This is a genomic window from Pseudomonas sp. KK18, from assembly GCF_037094675.1.
GTDB lineage: Bacteria > Pseudomonadota > Gammaproteobacteria > Pseudomonadales > Pseudomonadaceae > Aquipseudomonas.
On record NZ_CP146605.1, the window covers coordinates 2,456,760 to 2,473,206 of the forward strand.

18 protein-coding genes and 1 pseudogene are annotated in these 16,447 nt (G+C 59.4%); 10 read left to right on the top strand and 9 right to left on the bottom strand.

Translation table 11 applies throughout. The annotated features are described in order from the left end of the window. The first annotated feature begins 113 nt into the window (after nucleotides 1–113). The 3 genes and pseudogenes from V6607_RS11225 to V6607_RS11235 all read left to right on the top strand — a co-directional run bounded on the left by V6607_RS11225 (nucleotide 114) and on the right by V6607_RS11235 (nucleotide 2,243). Nucleotides 114–857, top strand: a complete 744-nt coding sequence (locus V6607_RS11225) for an SDR family oxidoreductase (protein WP_338743817.1) — start codon at nucleotides 114–116, stop codon at nucleotides 855–857. An 18-nt stretch (nucleotides 858–875) separates the two neighbouring features. Next, nucleotides 876–1,277, top strand: a complete 402-nt coding sequence (locus tag V6607_RS11230; RefSeq protein WP_338743818.1) for a VOC family protein — start codon at nucleotides 876–878, stop codon at nucleotides 1,275–1,277. Continuing rightward, nucleotides 1,274–2,243: pseudogene (locus V6607_RS11235) on the top strand (saccharopine dehydrogenase NADP-binding domain-containing protein). Before V6607_RS11230 ends, V6607_RS11235 begins: the two are co-directional and overlap by 4 nt. 16 nt (nucleotides 2,244–2,259) lie before the next feature. On the opposite strand, the gene V6607_RS11240 reads toward V6607_RS11235, so the two are convergent. Continuing rightward, on the bottom strand, nucleotides 2,260–3,153 hold the full coding sequence (locus V6607_RS11240; protein ID WP_338743819.1) for an AraC family transcriptional regulator: 894 nt from the start codon (nucleotides 3,151–3,153) through the stop codon (nucleotides 2,260–2,262). Between the two features lie 178 nt (nucleotides 3,154–3,331). Between V6607_RS11240 and V6607_RS11245 the strand changes: the two genes are divergently transcribed. Then, nucleotides 3,332–4,081, top strand: a complete 750-nt coding sequence (locus V6607_RS11245; RefSeq protein ID WP_338743820.1) for a glucose 1-dehydrogenase — start codon at nucleotides 3,332–3,334, stop codon at nucleotides 4,079–4,081. Between the two features lie 47 nt (nucleotides 4,082–4,128). On the opposite strand, the gene V6607_RS11250 is transcribed toward V6607_RS11245, so the two are convergent. Beyond that, complete coding sequence (locus V6607_RS11250; RefSeq protein WP_338743821.1) at nucleotides 4,129–5,040, bottom strand: LysR substrate-binding domain-containing protein; 912 nt, start codon at nucleotides 5,038–5,040, stop codon at nucleotides 4,129–4,131. A 149-nt stretch (nucleotides 5,041–5,189) separates the two neighbouring features. Between V6607_RS11250 and V6607_RS11255 the strand changes: the two genes are divergently transcribed. Next, nucleotides 5,190–5,939: an SDR family oxidoreductase gene (locus tag V6607_RS11255; RefSeq protein ID WP_338743822.1), complete on the top strand. Its 750-nt coding sequence runs from the start codon at nucleotides 5,190–5,192 to the stop codon at nucleotides 5,937–5,939. 35 nt (nucleotides 5,940–5,974) lie between these two features. Here V6607_RS11255 and V6607_RS11260 read toward each other — a convergent pair whose 3' ends face one another. Then, complete coding sequence (locus V6607_RS11260) at nucleotides 5,975–6,574, bottom strand: TetR/AcrR family transcriptional regulator (RefSeq protein WP_338743823.1); 600 nt, start codon at nucleotides 6,572–6,574, stop codon at nucleotides 5,975–5,977. A gap of 172 nt (nucleotides 6,575–6,746) precedes the next feature. On the opposite strand from V6607_RS11260, the gene V6607_RS11265 reads away from it, so the two are divergent. From V6607_RS11265 to V6607_RS11285, 5 genes are all read left to right on the top strand, one after another. After that, nucleotides 6,747–7,487, top strand: a complete 741-nt coding sequence (locus tag V6607_RS11265) for an SDR family oxidoreductase (RefSeq protein ID WP_338743824.1) — start codon at nucleotides 6,747–6,749, stop codon at nucleotides 7,485–7,487. Between the two features lie 205 nt (nucleotides 7,488–7,692). Then, nucleotides 7,693–8,178 (top strand): nuclear transport factor 2 family protein, encoded by a 486-nt coding sequence (locus V6607_RS11270; RefSeq protein ID WP_338743825.1) that lies wholly within the window; start codon nucleotides 7,693–7,695, stop codon nucleotides 8,176–8,178. A 127-nt stretch (nucleotides 8,179–8,305) separates the two neighbouring features. Continuing rightward, nucleotides 8,306–8,560: an SDR family NAD(P)-dependent oxidoreductase gene (locus V6607_RS11275; protein WP_338743826.1), complete on the top strand. Its 255-nt coding sequence runs from the start codon at nucleotides 8,306–8,308 to the stop codon at nucleotides 8,558–8,560. Further along, nucleotides 8,524–9,033, top strand: a complete 510-nt coding sequence (locus tag V6607_RS11280; protein ID WP_338743827.1) for an SDR family NAD(P)-dependent oxidoreductase — start codon at nucleotides 8,524–8,526, stop codon at nucleotides 9,031–9,033. The genes V6607_RS11275 and V6607_RS11280 overlap by 37 nt, the downstream gene beginning before the upstream one ends. Nucleotides 9,034–9,405: 372 nt before the next feature. Next, entirely contained in the window at nucleotides 9,406–9,696 is a 291-nt protein-coding gene (locus V6607_RS11285) for a hypothetical protein (protein ID WP_338743828.1), read from the top strand. A 280-nt stretch (nucleotides 9,697–9,976) separates the two neighbouring features. Here V6607_RS11285 and V6607_RS11290 read toward each other — a convergent pair whose 3' ends face one another. From V6607_RS11290 to V6607_RS11315, 6 genes are read right to left on the bottom strand one after another with little or no spacing between them, the layout of a single operon-like run. Next, a complete protein-coding gene (locus V6607_RS11290) occupies nucleotides 9,977–12,715 on the bottom strand; it encodes a conjugative transfer ATPase (RefSeq protein ID WP_338743829.1) in 2,739 nt (912 codons plus the stop codon). Then, nucleotides 12,715–13,131 carry a TIGR03751 family conjugal transfer lipoprotein gene (locus V6607_RS11295; protein ID WP_338743830.1) on the bottom strand — a complete coding sequence of 139 codons (417 nt, stop codon included), beginning with the start codon at nucleotides 13,129–13,131 and terminating at the stop codon, nucleotides 12,715–12,717. The genes V6607_RS11290 and V6607_RS11295 overlap by 1 nt, the downstream gene beginning before the upstream one ends. Further along, complete coding sequence (locus V6607_RS11300; RefSeq protein WP_338743831.1) at nucleotides 13,094–14,605, bottom strand: TIGR03752 family integrating conjugative element protein; 1,512 nt, start codon at nucleotides 14,603–14,605, stop codon at nucleotides 13,094–13,096. The genes V6607_RS11295 and V6607_RS11300 overlap by 38 nt, the downstream gene beginning before the upstream one ends. Beyond that, nucleotides 14,595–15,410, bottom strand: a complete 816-nt coding sequence (locus V6607_RS11305; protein WP_338743832.1) for a TIGR03749 family integrating conjugative element protein — start codon at nucleotides 15,408–15,410, stop codon at nucleotides 14,595–14,597. Before V6607_RS11305 ends, V6607_RS11300 begins: the two co-directional genes overlap by 11 nt. Further along, entirely contained in the window at nucleotides 15,407–16,048 is a 642-nt protein-coding gene (locus V6607_RS11310) for a TIGR03746 family integrating conjugative element protein (RefSeq protein ID WP_338743833.1), read from the bottom strand. Before V6607_RS11310 ends, V6607_RS11305 begins: the two co-directional genes overlap by 4 nt. Further along, a complete protein-coding gene (locus V6607_RS11315; protein WP_338743834.1) occupies nucleotides 16,045–16,446 on the bottom strand; it encodes a TIGR03750 family conjugal transfer protein in 402 nt (133 codons plus the stop codon). Before V6607_RS11315 ends, V6607_RS11310 begins: the two co-directional genes overlap by 4 nt. Nucleotide 16,447: the final 1 nt, after the last annotated feature.

A 16,447-nucleotide genomic window follows, 5' to 3' on the forward strand; every position in this document is an offset into this window, starting at 1 on the left:
TTGCTCGCGCAAGCGAAAAGCAGAAACAGGCAGGTTTCGAGCAGGAACGGATAAGACCCGCCCGGCGCTGATTATTACTGTGGAAGCACATTCCAACCACAGGAGCAACGAACATGGGCGTCATCGTGATCACCGGCGGCAGTCGCGGTATCGGTGCCAGTGCGGCCAAGCATATCGCCAAGAAAGGCTTGGGCGTCATCCTGACTTATAACGCCAACCCCCAGGCTGCGGCATCGGTCGTGGAGCGTATCGAGCAAGCGGGCGGCAAGGCCGTAGCCCTCAAGCTTGATGTGTCGAACGTGGGCGGTTTCGAGGCATTTCGCGAATCGGTCGTGGTGGCCTTACGGGAAATATGGGGCGCCACTTCGCTGAGTGGCTTGGTCAATAACGCCGGCTATGGCCTGTTCAACCCGTTGGCCACCGTCAGCGAGGCGCAGTTCGATGACTTGTTCAACGTGCACCTCAAAGGCCCGTTTTTCCTCACCCAGGCATTGCTGCCGCTGCTGGCCGAAGGCGCCAGCATTGTCAACCTGACCAGCGCAACTACCCGCGTAGCCACCGCAGGCGTTGCGCCGTACGCGGCGTTCAAGGGTGGGCTGGAAGTGCTCACCCGCTACATGGCCAAGGAGTTTGGCGAGCGGCGCATAAGGGCCAATGCCGTGTCACCAGGTGCCATCCGTACCGAGCTGGGCGGCGGCTTGAACGATGAGTTCGAGGCGATGCTGGCCGCGCAAACGGCGCTCGGCAGGGTCGGCGAGCCCGAAGACGTCGCGCGGGTCATCACCATGCTGCTGTCCGAGGAGGGCGCCTGGATCAATGCCCAGACCATTGAAGTGGCCGGCGGCTACAACATCTGAACGCGCGAGGACTACCCCATGCTCGATCATCTATTTTTGTCGGTCAGCGACATCGCACGCTCCATCGCTTTCTATGAAGCTGCCCTAACGCCGCTGGGCATCACCGCGCGCCTGGACTACGACGGGAAGGACGGCCCACCGGGGCATCCCGATCTCAAAGGCTTTGGCGCCAACGGGCGGATGTTTTTCTGGTTGCGCGAAGGTGTCGTCGAAGGGCGCGCGGTACACGTGGGCTTCGTCGCGAACAACAAGGCAGAGGTCGACGCTGCCTATGCCGCTGCCATAGCGCAGGGCGCCGTCGATAACGGCGCGCCCGGTGCGCGCTTGCATTACGATCCCGATTACTACGCAGCCAATGTGCTGGACCCGGATGGGTACAGTCTGGAATTCGTCTATAAAAAATGGCAGCACGTCCAATGAGCACACTTCTGATCTACGGAGCCACGGGCTATACCGGTCGTATGGCGGCGGAGCGGGCAAAAACGCTCGGCCTGAATTTTGAAATTGCCGGGCGCAGCCAGCAGCGGCTTGCCACCCTGGCGGCGCAACTGGACGTGCCCTATCGAGTATTCGATACCGACGCGGCTATCGAGACCTTTCTGTCGGGAATCTCGGTATTACTCAACTTCGCCGGACCGTTCGCGCAAACCGCAGAGCCATTGATGCGCGCGTGCATCAACGCCGAGGTCGACTATCTGGACATCACCGCCGAGATCAACGTATACCGGCTGGCTGAGAGACTAGGCACTCAGGCCGCTTCCAGTAAGGTCATGCTGTTGCCAGGCGTGGGTTGGGATGTCGTTCCCACTGATTCGCTGGCGGTGCAGGTTGCCAGACGCGTGGAGAAGCCACTTGCGCTGAGCATCGCGCTTCAGGTGCCCGGATCGATGTCTCGTGGCTCGGCCATGAGTGTCAGCGAAATCATCAATGCGGGCCTGCTGGCAAGGGTCGATGGCGAACTGGTCTCGACCCCTGACGCGGCACTTTGACTTTGGCCAAGGGCCGGTCCTTTGCGTACCGCTGTCTTTCGGTGACCTGATCACCGGTTGGCATTCAACTGGCATCCCTAATATCGCCATGTTCGTGCATATCGCTGGCGATGCGTTTCCAGAGGGCGATCTGTCGCAGGTGCCTGACGGGCCTACGCAAGAGCAACGGGACGCGTACCGGGCACGTGCAGCAGTGGAAGTTATGGGTAGCGATGGAACCACAGCAAAATCGGTGATTGAAACCGTGAACGGCTATTCCTATACGCCGTTAGCAGCGGTTGAAGCGGCGCGTCGGGTTTTTAACGGGGAGCGGCAGCCGGGCTTTGCGACACCGGCCAAGGTCTTCGGGGATGGATTCGCCGAGAGCATTACCGGAACAGTCATCACCGACTTCTAGCGGTGGCTTTGGCCGCTCAAGAGGCTGCGGTCAGCTGTGTGCCGGGGGCAGGGGGCCTGAACCTCGCTGCATCCCGCGCAGGTGGCAGGCCAAACAGGCGGGCGTATTCGCGGTTGAATTGCGAGGCGCTTTCATACCCGACTGTATAGGCAATGGACGTCGCGTCCAGCGTATCGAACAGTAGCAGCCAACGAGCCCTCAGCAAGCGCAGGCGCTTCTGATATTGAATCGGTGTCATGGCCGTCACCGATTTGAAGTGCCGGTAGAACGCGGCAACGCTCATGTCTGACATCAGCGCCAATGGCTCGACGCGAAAAGGCTCGGTGTAATGCTCGCGAATCCACTGGGTGACACGACGAATCTGCGTCATCCGCCCATCCGGCCGGGCAACGTCGCGAAGAATGCCGCCCAGCGGCCCCAGCAACGCGCGAAACAGAATCTCCCGTTCGATCATCGGTGCCAGCACCGCAGCCTCATGCGGGCGATCCATGAGCCGCATCATGCGTAACCATGCATCGATCATTTCTGGCGGCGCGTGCACGCCCTGGAAACACGTGTTTTGTGGCGCCCTAGGCGCCTTCCCCTCATCCATCAGCAAGGTAGCGACCACATCGGCGTCCAGGGTAAGACTGACCGCCAGATAGGGCTGATCCTGAGCGTGCGCATGAATCTGACCCGTCGCGGGCACGTCGACGGGTACCAGGAAATAGCTACCAGCCGTGTACCGAGAAACCTCTTCCCCAATCGACAGCGTCTTGGTGCCTTGAAGCACCAGATGCAGCATCGGCTGATAGACCTGATCTGCACACGCCTCGGCGCGGACCATAGCCACTCGCGGCAATCCGGTGTCGGTCCACTTGTCTTGTGCGCGCATCACGATACGGCGCAGTTCTTCGATTGGTTTTTCCATGCCTGCCACCGTGAGCCATATCCGAATGCATGGCAAGCCTGCTGAGAAGAATAGGCAAGGATGTGCGAATAACCGGCAAACGCCGCTGCCTTCGCTGCCTGAATACTGGTGACACGCGGCTCGTTGCAGTTCGATTAGTCAACGAAGCCACATATCGCCCCACTCAATAGGTCATGTCATGAAGCTCGAAGGAAAATTAGCGGTTGTAACAGGCGCCTCAAAAGGTATCGGCGCCGGGATTGCCCGGGCGCTGGGTGCGCAAGGCGCTACCGTCATCGTCAACTACGCCTCCAGCAAGGCCGATGCAGATGCTGTGGTTGCCCAGATCGTCGACCAAGGCGGCTCAGCGTTGGCCGTACAGGCAGATATGAGCCAGGCAGCTGACGTCGTGCGTTTGTTCGAAACGGTGCGAACGAACTACGGCACCCTGGATGTTCTGGTCAACAACGCCGGCGTAGCCGTGTTCCAAATGATCGATGACCTGACCGAAGACGCCTTCCACAAGCAATTCAACCTGAATGTGCTGGGCTATTTTCTCGCGGTACGCGAGGCCGTCAAGCTCTTGGGTCACAAGGGCAGCATCATCAATATCAGCTCTATCCTCAGCACCGATCCCTACTTGGCGTCGAGCGTGTACTCGGCGACCAAGGGTGCGGTCGATACCTTGACCTTTGCATTGGCCCGGGAGCTGGGAGCGCGTGGCATCAGAGTCAACTCCATCTTGCCAGGGCATACCAACACACCCGCCACCGATGGCAATTTCGCTGGCGAACTGGGTGAGAAAATTCTTGCAGGAACGCCGCTGGGGCGTTTCGGCGAGCCGGAAGATATCGCACCGTTGGCGGTGTTTCTTGCCTCCGAGGATTCGCACTGGGTGACAGGCGAATCCATTCGCGCTTCGGGCGGCGTGCGTGGGGTCGGTTACTGACCGTTGCGGCGAGAGGGCAACACGTGAGGCCGTGTTGCCGGTGTCATTCAAGTAATCACGTGCGGGTGCGTCGCAAAATATTCGGCCAGCCAATCGACAAATGCCCGTACTCGCACGCTCAGGTGCCGATTGGGCATGTACACCACCGAGAGCGTATTGGCGTGCGCCGACCAGTCTTCCAGCACGGGAACCAGTTCGCCTGAATCCATGTGAGACTGGACCATGAAGCGCAACGTATGGAGCACGCCCAACCCCGCAAGCCCGGCAGCCACGTAGCCGTTGCTGTCGTTGACGGCCACCACATAGGTGCCGTCGATCACTATCTGCTCGTCACCTCGCTCGAATTCGACCCGGTTGTGTTTGCCCGAGGAAGGGAATACGTACCGCACCACCGGGTGAGTGTTCTCCAACTGCGAGGGATGGCAGAGCGGTTCGCGCGCAGCGAGATAGGTAGGGGTCGCGCAGGTGACGAATTCCACGCTGCCCAAGCGACGAGCGATGAGGGAAGAGTCGCGAAGATCGCCGCCGCGAATGACACAGTCGATGTTTTCGCTTGCCAGGTCTGCCGTGCGGTCGCTGGCACCTATTTCGATGTGGATGTTGGGGTAGCGAGCGTTGAAGGCTGCCAGTGCCGGTATCACCAGATGCGTGGCAATGGTCGTGCCCATGTCTACCCGTATCCGGCCTTTGGGATTGGCGTGGGTAAGGACTATTTCCGATTCGACCTCCAGCCATCGGTCGAGCACCCGGCTCATCCGTTCATAGTAAACATCGCCTTCGCTGGTCAGTGTCACGCGGCGGGTCGTTCGGTTAAGCAGCCTGACCCGCAAGTGCGACTCCAGGCTCTGGACCAGCTTGGTCACAACGTTGGGATGCAAGTCGAGTTGCGTGGCGGCCTTGACGAAGCTTCCTGTCTCCACGATGCGATTGAACGCTGTTACGGCGAGAAAATAGTCCATGGGCAATCCGCAGCGATGAGAGTCATTGATTATCACCCGTCCAGGGATTGTATATACCTTTTTGATCGGTTTATCCCGCATGAGATGGCGCTTACTGTGATTGCTCTGGCCTGCGACCCGCAGCGCTAACGCTTCATAAAGGAAATCCCATGAGTCAGTTGTTGAAAGGTAAAGTCGCGCTGATTACCGGCGCATCACGCGGAATCGGTGCCGCTATTGCAAAGCGCCTGGCGGTGGAGGGGGCCGATATCGCTTTCAGCTATGCCAGCTCGCCTGAACGTGCAAAGGCAGTGGCCAGCGAGATTGAAGCCCTAGGCGTGAATGTATTGGCGGTTGCAGCGGATCAGGCAGATAGCGATGCCGTCGCTTCGTTTGTTCGCAAAGCACACGAGCACTTCCGGCGGCTGGATATCCTGGTCAACAATGCAGGCGTCTTTGTGACGGGTGTGATTGGAGATTCTCAAGCGGATATCGCCGAGCTGGATCGCCAGCAGGCCATCAATATCGGCGGTGTCGTCGCAGCGGTGCGCGCTGCAGTGCCCTTGCTCGCAGACGGCGGCCGTATCGTGTCGATAGGCACCATGTTCGCCAGCCGCGCTCCCTTTCCCGGCATTGGCGACTACGCGGCCAGCAAAGCCGCTGTTGCCGCGTATGGCCGGGCTTGGGCTCGGGATTTGGGGTCGCGTCATATCACCGTCAATACCATCCAGCCCGGTCCCATCAACACCGAGCTGAACCCTGAGACCAGTGGCATGGCGTCGATGGTCAAGCAGATGACAGCTTTGGGTCGATATGGCCAACCTGAAGAAGTCGCCGGCGCCGTAGCGTTTTTAGTGGGGCCGGATGCCGCTTACATCACGGGCGCGACGCTGAATGTGGATGGTGGGCAAAATAGCTGAGTTCGGAATGTGCAACACGGTGGTAGGCGTGCGCGTTAGCGGTTTATTTGCTGCGCTTTATCCAGCTCATGAGCAATGAACCGACCCGCCGTCTGCGCGGCCTCGATCAGCCGTTTGCGCGGCATGCCGTTACACGCCGCAGACGATAGCCCGCGCAGGGTAATCGAAAGGTAGTCGGTAAGGCATTGGGCTTTTTCAGGAAGTGCCTGATCAAGGTAATCCCGAATCACTTTGATGCCTCCGTCCGCCAACGTTTGCGCCATCTGGCCGGCCACCTCGTCGTCCGCGCGCATGCCCTCAGTGATCATGCAGCCTCGCAGCACACTGTCCTTTCCATACTGCTTTGCCGCCGCGACCAGCAAAGCGGCCAGCGCCTCAGGTACTGGTCGATCCGGAGCGAGTAGCTTGTCCAACGGCAAAGCGTGCTCGCGGGCGTAGCGCAGCATGGCCTTCTCGAACAACTCAGCCTTGCTGCCATACGCGGCGTAGAAGCTGGGCGGCTTGATATCCATGGCTTCGACCAGATCCGTGAGGCTCACCGCGTCGAAGCCGTGTTCGTGGAACATGGCTTGGGCGATGGCGACTCCAGCCTCTCTATCGAAAGCAGGGCGGCGTTGGCGGATTTTGTCGGTCATGGTGATCTCGTGGGTGTGGTCGCGATTGTAGCGACCGCTATATGCCGGGGCAACTGTGCTGAGCTGAATGGTGGATTTATATAGTGACCACTAAATATCTTGCGTCATTTGCTTGCGCTATGTAGTGTCCGCTATATAAATTCATTCCTCCTCTGCACACAGGAGCATCAGCATGCAGTTTCAAGACAAAGTCGTTCTCGTCACCGGAGGGTCCTCAGGATTGGGGCTTGCCATCGCTCGAGAGCTGGCAGGGCAGGGGGCCACGGTGGTGATTACTGGGCGGCGGCAAGAGCAACTGGACAATGCATTATCGACGCTCGGGGGCCGAGCCAGCGCGGTGGTCGCGGACGTCTCGGTGATAGCCGATCTCGCTGTGCTGTTTGACAGAATCAAAGCCCGCCATGGCCGAATCGATGTGCTCGTAGCCAACGCAGGTATGGGCGAGATCGCTCCACTCGGCAGCATCACCGAAGCGTATTTCGATCGGGTATTCAGCACTAACGTAAAGGGCGTGACCTTCACCGTTCAAGGCGCGCTGCCGCTCATGGGCAAGGGCAGCAGCATTGTCATCATCGGCTCCACCGCCTCCATCGATCCCGGCCCTGGCCTGAGCGTATACGGTGCAACCAAAGCGGCACTGCGCACGCTGGTCAGAAGCTGGACGCTCGATATCAAAGGCAGCGGGGTGCGCATCAACCTCTTGAGCCCGGGCCCTGTAGATACTCCTTCGCTGCGCCATATGCTCGCGGAACACGCTGAGGCGGTGATCGAGTCCTTGAGTGAGAAAAGCACCATCGGGCGTATCGGCCAAGCCCATGAGATTGGCGCTGCCGTGGCTTTCCTGGCCAGTAACGCCGCCAGCTATATCAATGGTGTCGAGCTGTTCGCGGATGGCGGGGCGTCGCAGTGCTAGATTTTTGGGTCGCTGCTCACCCGGAGGTTCAAGCGCAAGTGTCGATCCCATTCCGTCGCCCGCCACAAGGCTGACAACTCGTTTATCAAAATCATTGCCCGTCTGACGCCATATTGGATTGCCTCCACGGTCGTCTGCCGAGCGCATCAAACGTATGGCCGCCGCTATACACCATTCCTTTGTGGCCTAAGGCCTGGAGAGAGTCATGACCAATTCACCCGAAATACTCGCACGTCTTGCCGCCGAGAGCGCCATTCACCGTCTTCACGCCACCTACATCCATCGTCTTGATAGCGGAGATTTCGCGGGTGTCGCCGAGGTGCTTCAGCATGCGGTGATTGATGTGCTTGGCAACGAGGCCTCCTCGGTTGAGGGGCTGATGGGTTTCTTCGAGGCGGGCCTTCAGATACATGCCGACGGTACGCCCCGCACGTGGCATTCGATCACCAACGTGCTGATTGATGTCGCTCCGTCGGGCGATAAGGCCAGTTCGGAAAGCTACTACACCGTGCATCAGCAACTCGACGGCTTTCCATTGCAGCCTATCTGCGCCGGCAAGTACCACGACCAGTTCGAGCTGCATGATGGGGAATGGCGGTTCACTCGTCGTGAGGTGACTTTGCGTTTTGCCGGCGACCTAAGGCACCACGTCAAGGGTGCTCAAAGTGATGCGGTAGCCCAGCCCGCCTGACAGGACAAACAGGCTCCATGCCCAGCTCGCGAGACGGCTCGGGTATGGGGTTCTGGCTCTTCACGTCGGCAGCCCAGCGCCTTTAAACGTACAGAAAAAGCATCTTTCAATTCCGAGGACTTCCACGATGACTATCAAACGACAGGCGCTCGTCACTGGCGCAAATAAAGGCATCGGACTCGCGATTGCCAAGGGACTTGCCGAGGCTGGGTTCTTTGTCTGGATCGGTGCTCGTGATCGGAACCGAGGCGAGCAGGCCGTTGCTCAATTACGTGATGCCGGTCTCGGAGCAGGTCTTCTTGAACGGACGTTGCGGTCGAAGACGGTGTGTATCGAGCGGCAGCGGTGCTGTCCAAGCAAATCGGTGCACTGGATATCCTGATCAACAACGCCGGGATAGCGGCTGACATGACCAAGGCACCCAGTGAAGTTCGTATGCAGGACATGAAAGCCGTTTACGAGGTCAATCTGTTTGGCCCGGTGCGCGTCACGCAGGCCTTCCTGCCCTTGCTGAAAAACGCCGACCAGGCCCGGATCGTCATGATGAGCAGCGGCGTCGGTTCGCTCACTTTGGTAACAGATCCGACATCCATCTATTCGACTGTCAACCTTCTCGACTACACCTCGTCAAAAGTGGCCTTGAATGCTGTTACGGTCTCTTTCGCGAAAGAACTAGAGCCGCTGGGTATCAAAGTGAATGCGGTCGAGCCTGGGCATGTGCGGACCGATCTTAATGGCAACTCGGGCGTATTGACGCCTGAAGAAGGGGCGACAACAGTCATCAAGATGGCGTTGCTGGGTCCCGATGGTCCTACCGGTGGTTTTTTTGGAAGTCACGGTCGGCAACCCTGGTAATCACATGGAGGCCGGTCCCTTGCGCATTGATCGTCAACACGCGCCGTGCTCGGTGGCTTCGACTGTCTGCTTACCTTAGCCGCCGTTCGCTTTTGGCTGAAAGTGGATGTTCCCTTAGCGCAATGCTGTCTCGATTAGGCCGAACGGTCTGCCTCAATGGCCGAGCTTGCTTGCTATTGCCCATGAGGGCACTCGGCCACCGCAAAGGCAATGTCTTGAGTTGGCCGTATTCCGATGAATGCCACGCTTGAAGCCAGTAACAAGCGCGCCGGGAACTCGGGCTCCTTCGGCGCCGGTATTCCCAACGCTTACCTCCTCGCGTAGCATTATCGGCCTCACGGCTTTTAGCGCACTGGTTACCTAGGAGGCCCTGTGTCGTTACCTATCACTGCACGACAGTTGAACGCCCTCCGCGCATTGCAGCGGGTGAATCCGGACCTCGGAGATTTAGCCTCGGCCGTGGCGCTCGCTTTTGATGCGTCAAAAGTCGATAACCCTGAATTGGCACGTCTCATTCTGGAGAAGACGTGCCGCAGGATGGCGGCGGGGCAGATAGGAAGTTCGGAAGCGCTGATTCACCATCTAGAACACTTTGCGACGCTTCGGTGTCTATCTTCCGCTCAAGTGAGCGAGTTCTCTGAACGTATACGAAAATTGGCTTAAGCCTGGCCCCAGCTTACTTCTAGTCTGCCGATCATTCCAAACTCGTCCGAGGTTGACCGAGGATACGCTCCCCTCAGGTGGCCGAAGCGATCCCCCCAGGCAGCCCTTCCACGATGAACACGCGGTATTCTGCACTTTTCATCGATGCTTCAGCGCCGCTTGGTACAGAGGACGCTTGGCTTTGCCGTGCTCACTCGGGAGGGGCGCTTTTGGCCGATAGCCGCCTGTCGCAATCCTCTACGAAGCGCCCTCGATTCTTTTGCCAGAACTAATCCGGCCGCTAATAGATACCACGGGCTGTATCGATTTTCCCCGCGATGCGGATGGCCGCGCTAAGTTCGGAGCAGTGCATCGCCTGCATTTCCTGCCAACGCTGTGCTTTTTCCTCCGGCTCCGTCATAGCTAAAGCCAAGTACAAGCTCGGTGGCACTACGCGGAATAGAGTCTCGACTTTCTTCGATAAGATGACGCCTTCGGTGTACTTGCCGGACGCTTTACTTGCGGTTAGCAAGAGCGCTTTCTGTGCGGGCGTAAGCTTCTTGAAGCGCGCGATCTCCTCAATTTCAGCCGGCGGCATGTTTAGGCATACCCACCATTCGATCATGTTGAGCATGGTCTGTGCGGCATTCGGAAAGTCTGAGAGATTCTGTGTGGCGAGCCAGAACCAGGCGCCGAGCTTTCGCCACATTTTGGTACCCTTCACCACGAATGGAGCGAGGAGGGGATTCTTGGTGATGATGTGGCCCTCGTCAGTCACCATGATGATCGGGCGGCCAAGGTATTGGTCACGCTCGGCGAGGTTGTTCACCGTGTTCATCAGACTGATATAACTGATCGACATCTGTGCCTCGTAGCCCTCCCGAGCATAGGTCGCAAGGTCGACGATGGTCACATCACTTTCGGGCCACGGTGTGCCTTCGCGGTCAAACAGCTCACCTTCGAATCCCTGACAGAACAGATCGATCGATTCAGCCATCTCCTGAGCTCGGTCACGGCGTTTGTCAGGCAAGTGCGTGTTGCCGGCAACGTGTTGCAGTGCATCACGGATATGCCGCGTTCTGACAGATGTTCGGGTGACCTGGCAAGCCCTCGCTGCATCCAGAATGCATTCACGGATAAGACTGCGATCGGCGCGGGTGAGCCGAGCATCTTCCTTGGCTTCACCGCCAGTGATCATTAGCCGCGCGGTGATCTCCAGTTCGCCCAGGACATCGCGTTGTTCATCGCTGTCATCCTCAGCTTCGTCCAGATCTTCAACTGCCAGGGAGGCCACCTTGTGCGGTTCCTCGACCAGTCGCCGCGCATCAGCGAAAGGCGCCAGGCTGACGCCGGTACCGGGCTTGAGCTGGATCTTGTTGACCGACAGGCCGAGCGTCGCGAAGTAATCACCCTGCAGCCCAAAGGAATTGCCCGCCTCAACGATGAACAGCCGCGGACGGTAGATCGCCATGACCTGCATCAGCAGCGAGACGAGAGTGGCCGACTTGCCAGAGCCCGTTGGGCCGAACAACAGCAGATGAGCGTTCATGGCACGGTCGTGGCGTGACAACGGGTCCACGGTCAGTGGTGCGCCGCCACGATTGAAGAAGCTCATGCCGGGGTTGCCGGTACCAATGCTACGGCCCCACAGGGGCAGCAGATTGGCCAGGTGCTGGGCAAACATCAGCCGGGTATACCAATTGCGTTTGTCCTGGATGGGGTTATAGCTCATGGGCAGCCAGCGCAGATAGCTGTTACAGGCGGCCACCTCGTCACCTTCGCGCACAGGTTGAAGCCCAGCCGCGAGTAATACGTTAGCCGCCTGAATCGATCGCTGATGCAGTTCGCGATCGTCTTTACCTCGGAGGTAGAGCGCCAGCGTTCCCCGGTAGAGTTTGTGTTGTCGGCCGATGATCGCCCGCGCTTGTTCAACGTCCTGTCGCGTCTGAGTGGAGGCGAGGTTCTCGCCAATGGCCTTGTGAGACAGGCGATTGAGCTGCTCTTCGAGCACGTCCTGCGGCGTCACCACCATGGTCAAACTCATGATGGTGTCTTCGGGCAATTGATCGAAGAGCGCGTTCAAGGCTTCGCCTTTGCGAGTCTCACCAGTGACCTGGCCGATGTGTGGCGGCTTGCGAAGTTTGTCTACCACCATGACCCGGTGGGGCTGATTGTCGAAGTACCATCGTCCGTGATCCACATCAGACCGAGGTTCGTTGTAGAACAGTCGCTCAGTAAAGTCATGATCGAAGGGCAATTCTAGGGATTCGCCATCAGACGTCTCGGGATAGGGCACACGGGCGTAAAAGTCAGCGGGCGCCTCATCGGTCAGCGTCGGTGCGGGATTGAACCAAGGCAGAAGCCAGGCGTAGAAAGCTTTCCCGTCCACACGTCGTGGTGCAACACCGCAGGCCTGCAGCGATGCCGATATGCGCTCCCAAGCACGCTCCAGAGCCGCCACAGGCGATCTTGCGTCATCGTCTGAGCTATGCAAGCGGCGGTAGATCACCAAGCGAACGCGACGATTGCTGCCTCGCCATGGCAGGTGCGAGACCACCGTGTCCTCGAACAGTCCTCCGGGTTTGGCAATGGCTTTGAGATGTTGCCGGGTCAGTTCAAGGTAGGCTTCGGTGAAGGCGGTTCCGCGGGCGCTCGGCTGGATGTAATCCGACAGCCTTTGCAGGTACGGCGAGAAGTCGCTGTCGTCCTGGCAAAAGAACTGCACCACCCATGGCGCACGATCCAATTCCTCGAAGCTGTCCTGCAGGGCATCTTCGAGGGCATCACGCGCGGTCATTAGCCATTCTGGTTCTCGCCCCTCTGTGCCAATGGGCGTCAGTTCGAACGCGGCACCGACGGAACGGTTGTCGTCGAGCAAAAAGCATTGGCTTTCCTCCAGGTATTCCACCCAGGGAAGATGATCCGTGAAGCTGGGATTAGGATCATATAACTTTGACTCGTCGGCTTGGGTCGCGCGGCGACGTCGGTCATCGCGCCATGGCGTCCAGAAGGAGCGAGGGTCCGCTTGATCTTCCGGCATCACAGGTCATCCACGCGTTCGCCGGGCTGTGCATATTGAACCGTGCGATAGAGCGGAAACACCGTCGAGTACCCCGGCACCGGCGCCTGCTCGGAGCCGCTCAGGTGCGGGTAGACATAGAGCACGAGGTCCGGATTAGGCAGTCGAGGGAACAAATTATAAATCTCGGTTTTAGCCGTGCGGGTGTAACTGGCCTGCTCACCGGCATTTGAGGAAGGATCCACCAGCGGGCGTCTTAGCACGCTGCGTGCATCGAACAACTGCTGCGGGGTGCCGACAGATCCAGCACTGTTCCAGATATCCATCATGGTCTGCTCTCCGTGGGGCAGCATGGCTTCCTTGTCGGTAGAGCAGCCAGCCAAAAATACCAGCAGCAGGCTAGTCGAGATCCAGTGACGAAACCGATGTGCTTTCATGGTTCACCCTCCGGCCCTTGGGCTCGTAGTCGATTGCGATCTCATGGTCCAGGTGCAGCGCCACCTTGGCCGACGGCGGCACATAAACCGCGGCAAAGGCTTCGCCATAGAGCTTGTTGACCCACTCGCGAATATCGCTGATGCCACCGCTGAGCACCGAGTTCAAAGCGCTGTTGCCGTTGCTCTGAGACATGCCCAGCGCCGTGCTGCCTGAACTGATCACGCTGGTGCTGTTCTGCTCATTGCTCAGCACCGAGGCCAGTCCGGCGCCGGCGGCGGTGATCAGGCTCTGACTGCCCAGATATTGCTGCGCGTTGGAGCGGCGCTCGCCGGCGATGCAGGGGATGCCATAAGGATCCGAAATAAAGCCCAGGCCGCCGCGAATTTTTTCGGTGCTGCTGGACTGTGTTGCGGCCGTGTTGCGGTTGACCACTGCTTGCGGCTGCGGGACGGTGCGCACCGTCCCGTCTTGGAAGATGAAGGTAATCGACTCGACCTGTCCGCGTACGCATGAAAGTGTCCAATCACCCGAAGCCGTCCCGCTCATGACCGCCCCTGCCACGTCGGGCAGATCGATGCCATTGGCGGTGAGGTTCTCCGGACCGATCAGCACCTTGAAGGGGTAGGGGTCGTTGACGGTACCGTCCACGGGCACTCGGCCGATCAGCGCTGTCATCGCCACCGACCCCATGAGGGTCGAGTTTTCTGGGATGGTGTAGACGGGGCGGGCCCCCTCGGTGCGGTCGGCCTTGCCGTCCAGATCGCGTTCGCCCTTCGAGGTGGCGCGGAGTTGTTTTTGGCCACGACCGATGGCGTTGTCTTTCAACCCGTCTAGCTTGAACTGCGAGGGAAGGTTGGACAGCGCAGTCGAGCCCTCGCTGGGCTTGGCGGAAGCGGCTCTGTCCGAGGGTTCGACCCAGCGCATGGCATCATTCTCGCTGGCCGCTGACTTGAATCGGTCCCCATCGCCGGGCTCGAGGCCGAATCCCACTGGCAGATCATCGTTCTTTCCCCCCAATCCGGAGAGTTGATCCTTCAACTGGGACAACAAGGACTTGGCCTCGCGGTTGTCCTGCTCGGCTTTCTGGCGTGCCGCATCGGCTTGCTTGCGCTCCTCGCTGACCTGCTGTGTCACGCTGCCGAGTGCTGATTGAATACGGGTATCGATGCTCCCTTCGCGTGTGCGCAGACGATTGTTCTCCGATTGCAGGGAGTCGTTGCTTTTCTTCAGTGACAGCATCTCGGTGCGCATCGCTTTGACCTGTCCCACCAGCGTTGCGACCGTGTCGCGGGGGGTGTCACCGGCGATGCCCAGGGACTTCGCTTGGTCAGCGGTCAGCTGCACCGGCTCCGCTTCCGCTGAGACGGTAGAGCTGAAGGTTGGGGCATCGCTGACCCAGGAGCGGAGAATAATCAGCACCACGGCCACCAGGGCGCCCGGTACGAGCCACTTAAGCAGTGCATTAGCCTTCATGGTCGTCACCTGCAGGCAGGGCCGGTGGCAGCAGAACGGCTTGATCCAGGCCACTGCCGCGCGTAACCAGATAGGCGACGGTGGTATCTTCGGCGGTCCCGGATCGACCCAGTGTCGAGTGTTGGAAAGCAGCGCCGAACAATTCAGCTTGCAGTTCGCGAGGATCCAGCTCGATAACCTGAAGGCTTAGATTCTTGATCTTCACGGCGGTTACCCAGAAGTCATCGAGTTGCCAGGCGGACAGCGGGGTGATCGCAACGTGTTGGGTGGGAAGCAAATGGCGCAAATCGGTGGGGACCTTCAACGCCATACGTCGAACGCCGGGAAGCGGTTCGACTGTGCGCAAGGGCGCATACAAGTTTTGGGCGGCGTAACGGGTCAGGGCGACGGGAACGGGCGTACGCTGCGGTGGACGTTCGGATCTACCTGTTCCATCGGCTTCAGTGGCCGAAGATGTGGTCGCGATTTGAATGGGTTCCAAAGCGCGCTCGCCGGGTTGAGCGTCCACATCCAGCAAAATGATTTCGCCAGTGCTGATCGATTGCAGCTGGAGCCGCGTCGGCCCGATCGAGTCAGACGGCAGCAGATACACGGTGCCTCCGATCGACTGCACTCGCAGCTTGCCGGCAATGCCCCCCGGTATGCCGACTCGGACGTCCTGGTCGACAAAGATAATGCGTTCCTGTCCAACGATCAGGGGTACGGCGATCGGTAGGCGGTCCCAGTGTTTGACCTCGACGGCCTGGGCGCCAGTGCTGATCCCCAGGCACAGCGCTAGCACAGTGCGCCACGAATGTGGGCTCATGAATCACCTCCCGGCAATATCAGCTTCTGTGGTGTGCCTTGGTAGCAGTCGAGCGCCAGGCCCCACTTGTTCCGCTCCGGATCAATGTCAAAGCGGATGACCCGCAATGGATAACGCACCACAACGCGCTTTACCGGTTCCGCGGCGTAATACTCGTCGGCGTTCAGATCCAGTTTCACCAGCCAGGAATCTGCATCGAGTTGGGCGACACGCAACTCGGGGTCGTCGCTGTACCCGCGGCCCAGTACTTCATACACGCCGCGGACCCGATCGCGCAGTTCGCCGGCGGCCTTGCGAAACTCGAAGTCGCCTTCCAGAAATGTTCTGCACGAAGGGGTCAGATAGGACTGCAGGGCATAGATGGCGCGTTGATAATCAGCTTCGCCATCGGTGGGCCAACGGTTGAGCTGGCCGAAGATGTACAGCGCAAACGAATAGATGTTCTCGGGAGGCACGTCCCACCATTTACGCGTGCTGCCTGAGCGCAGGTCCGGTGGCACATGTACCGTCAGCGAGGTCGGCGCAGACTGCCAGCCATACCACAGGCCGGCGCACACGAGGGTCAGCGCAACCACCCCCATGCGTAGACTGATGATATGGGCCTGCTGGGCATCCACCTTGTTGCGGAATCGGCTCATGGTCTGGGTCCTCGCAGGCGGCGCGTACGGCGAACCGTCCAAGGGCCGGAATGGATTACCAGTGCCTCCCGGCCGATGTGCCAACGAATTGCCAACTGCCATTGCAGGTTGCGGTACAGCCAGGTCTCAGGGCGCGCACGCTTGGCGCGGCGCAGCAGGGTGCCGCTGACCAAGAGGATGATCGCCATGCCGACGATCATTCCCGTAGGCGCCACGGCGATCGACGCCGTGACGATCGCCAGCGGCACGCCGAATACAAGGCCGATCGCTGCGCCGGCACCCAACGACACCCACATTTCGTCGTTGGTGAGCCCGCGCAGTACGGCAGGATCGCGGTTCAAACGCTCTGGCAGGAAGCTCAAGGTGCCATCTGCCAGGCGAGCGATATCGTCACTCATG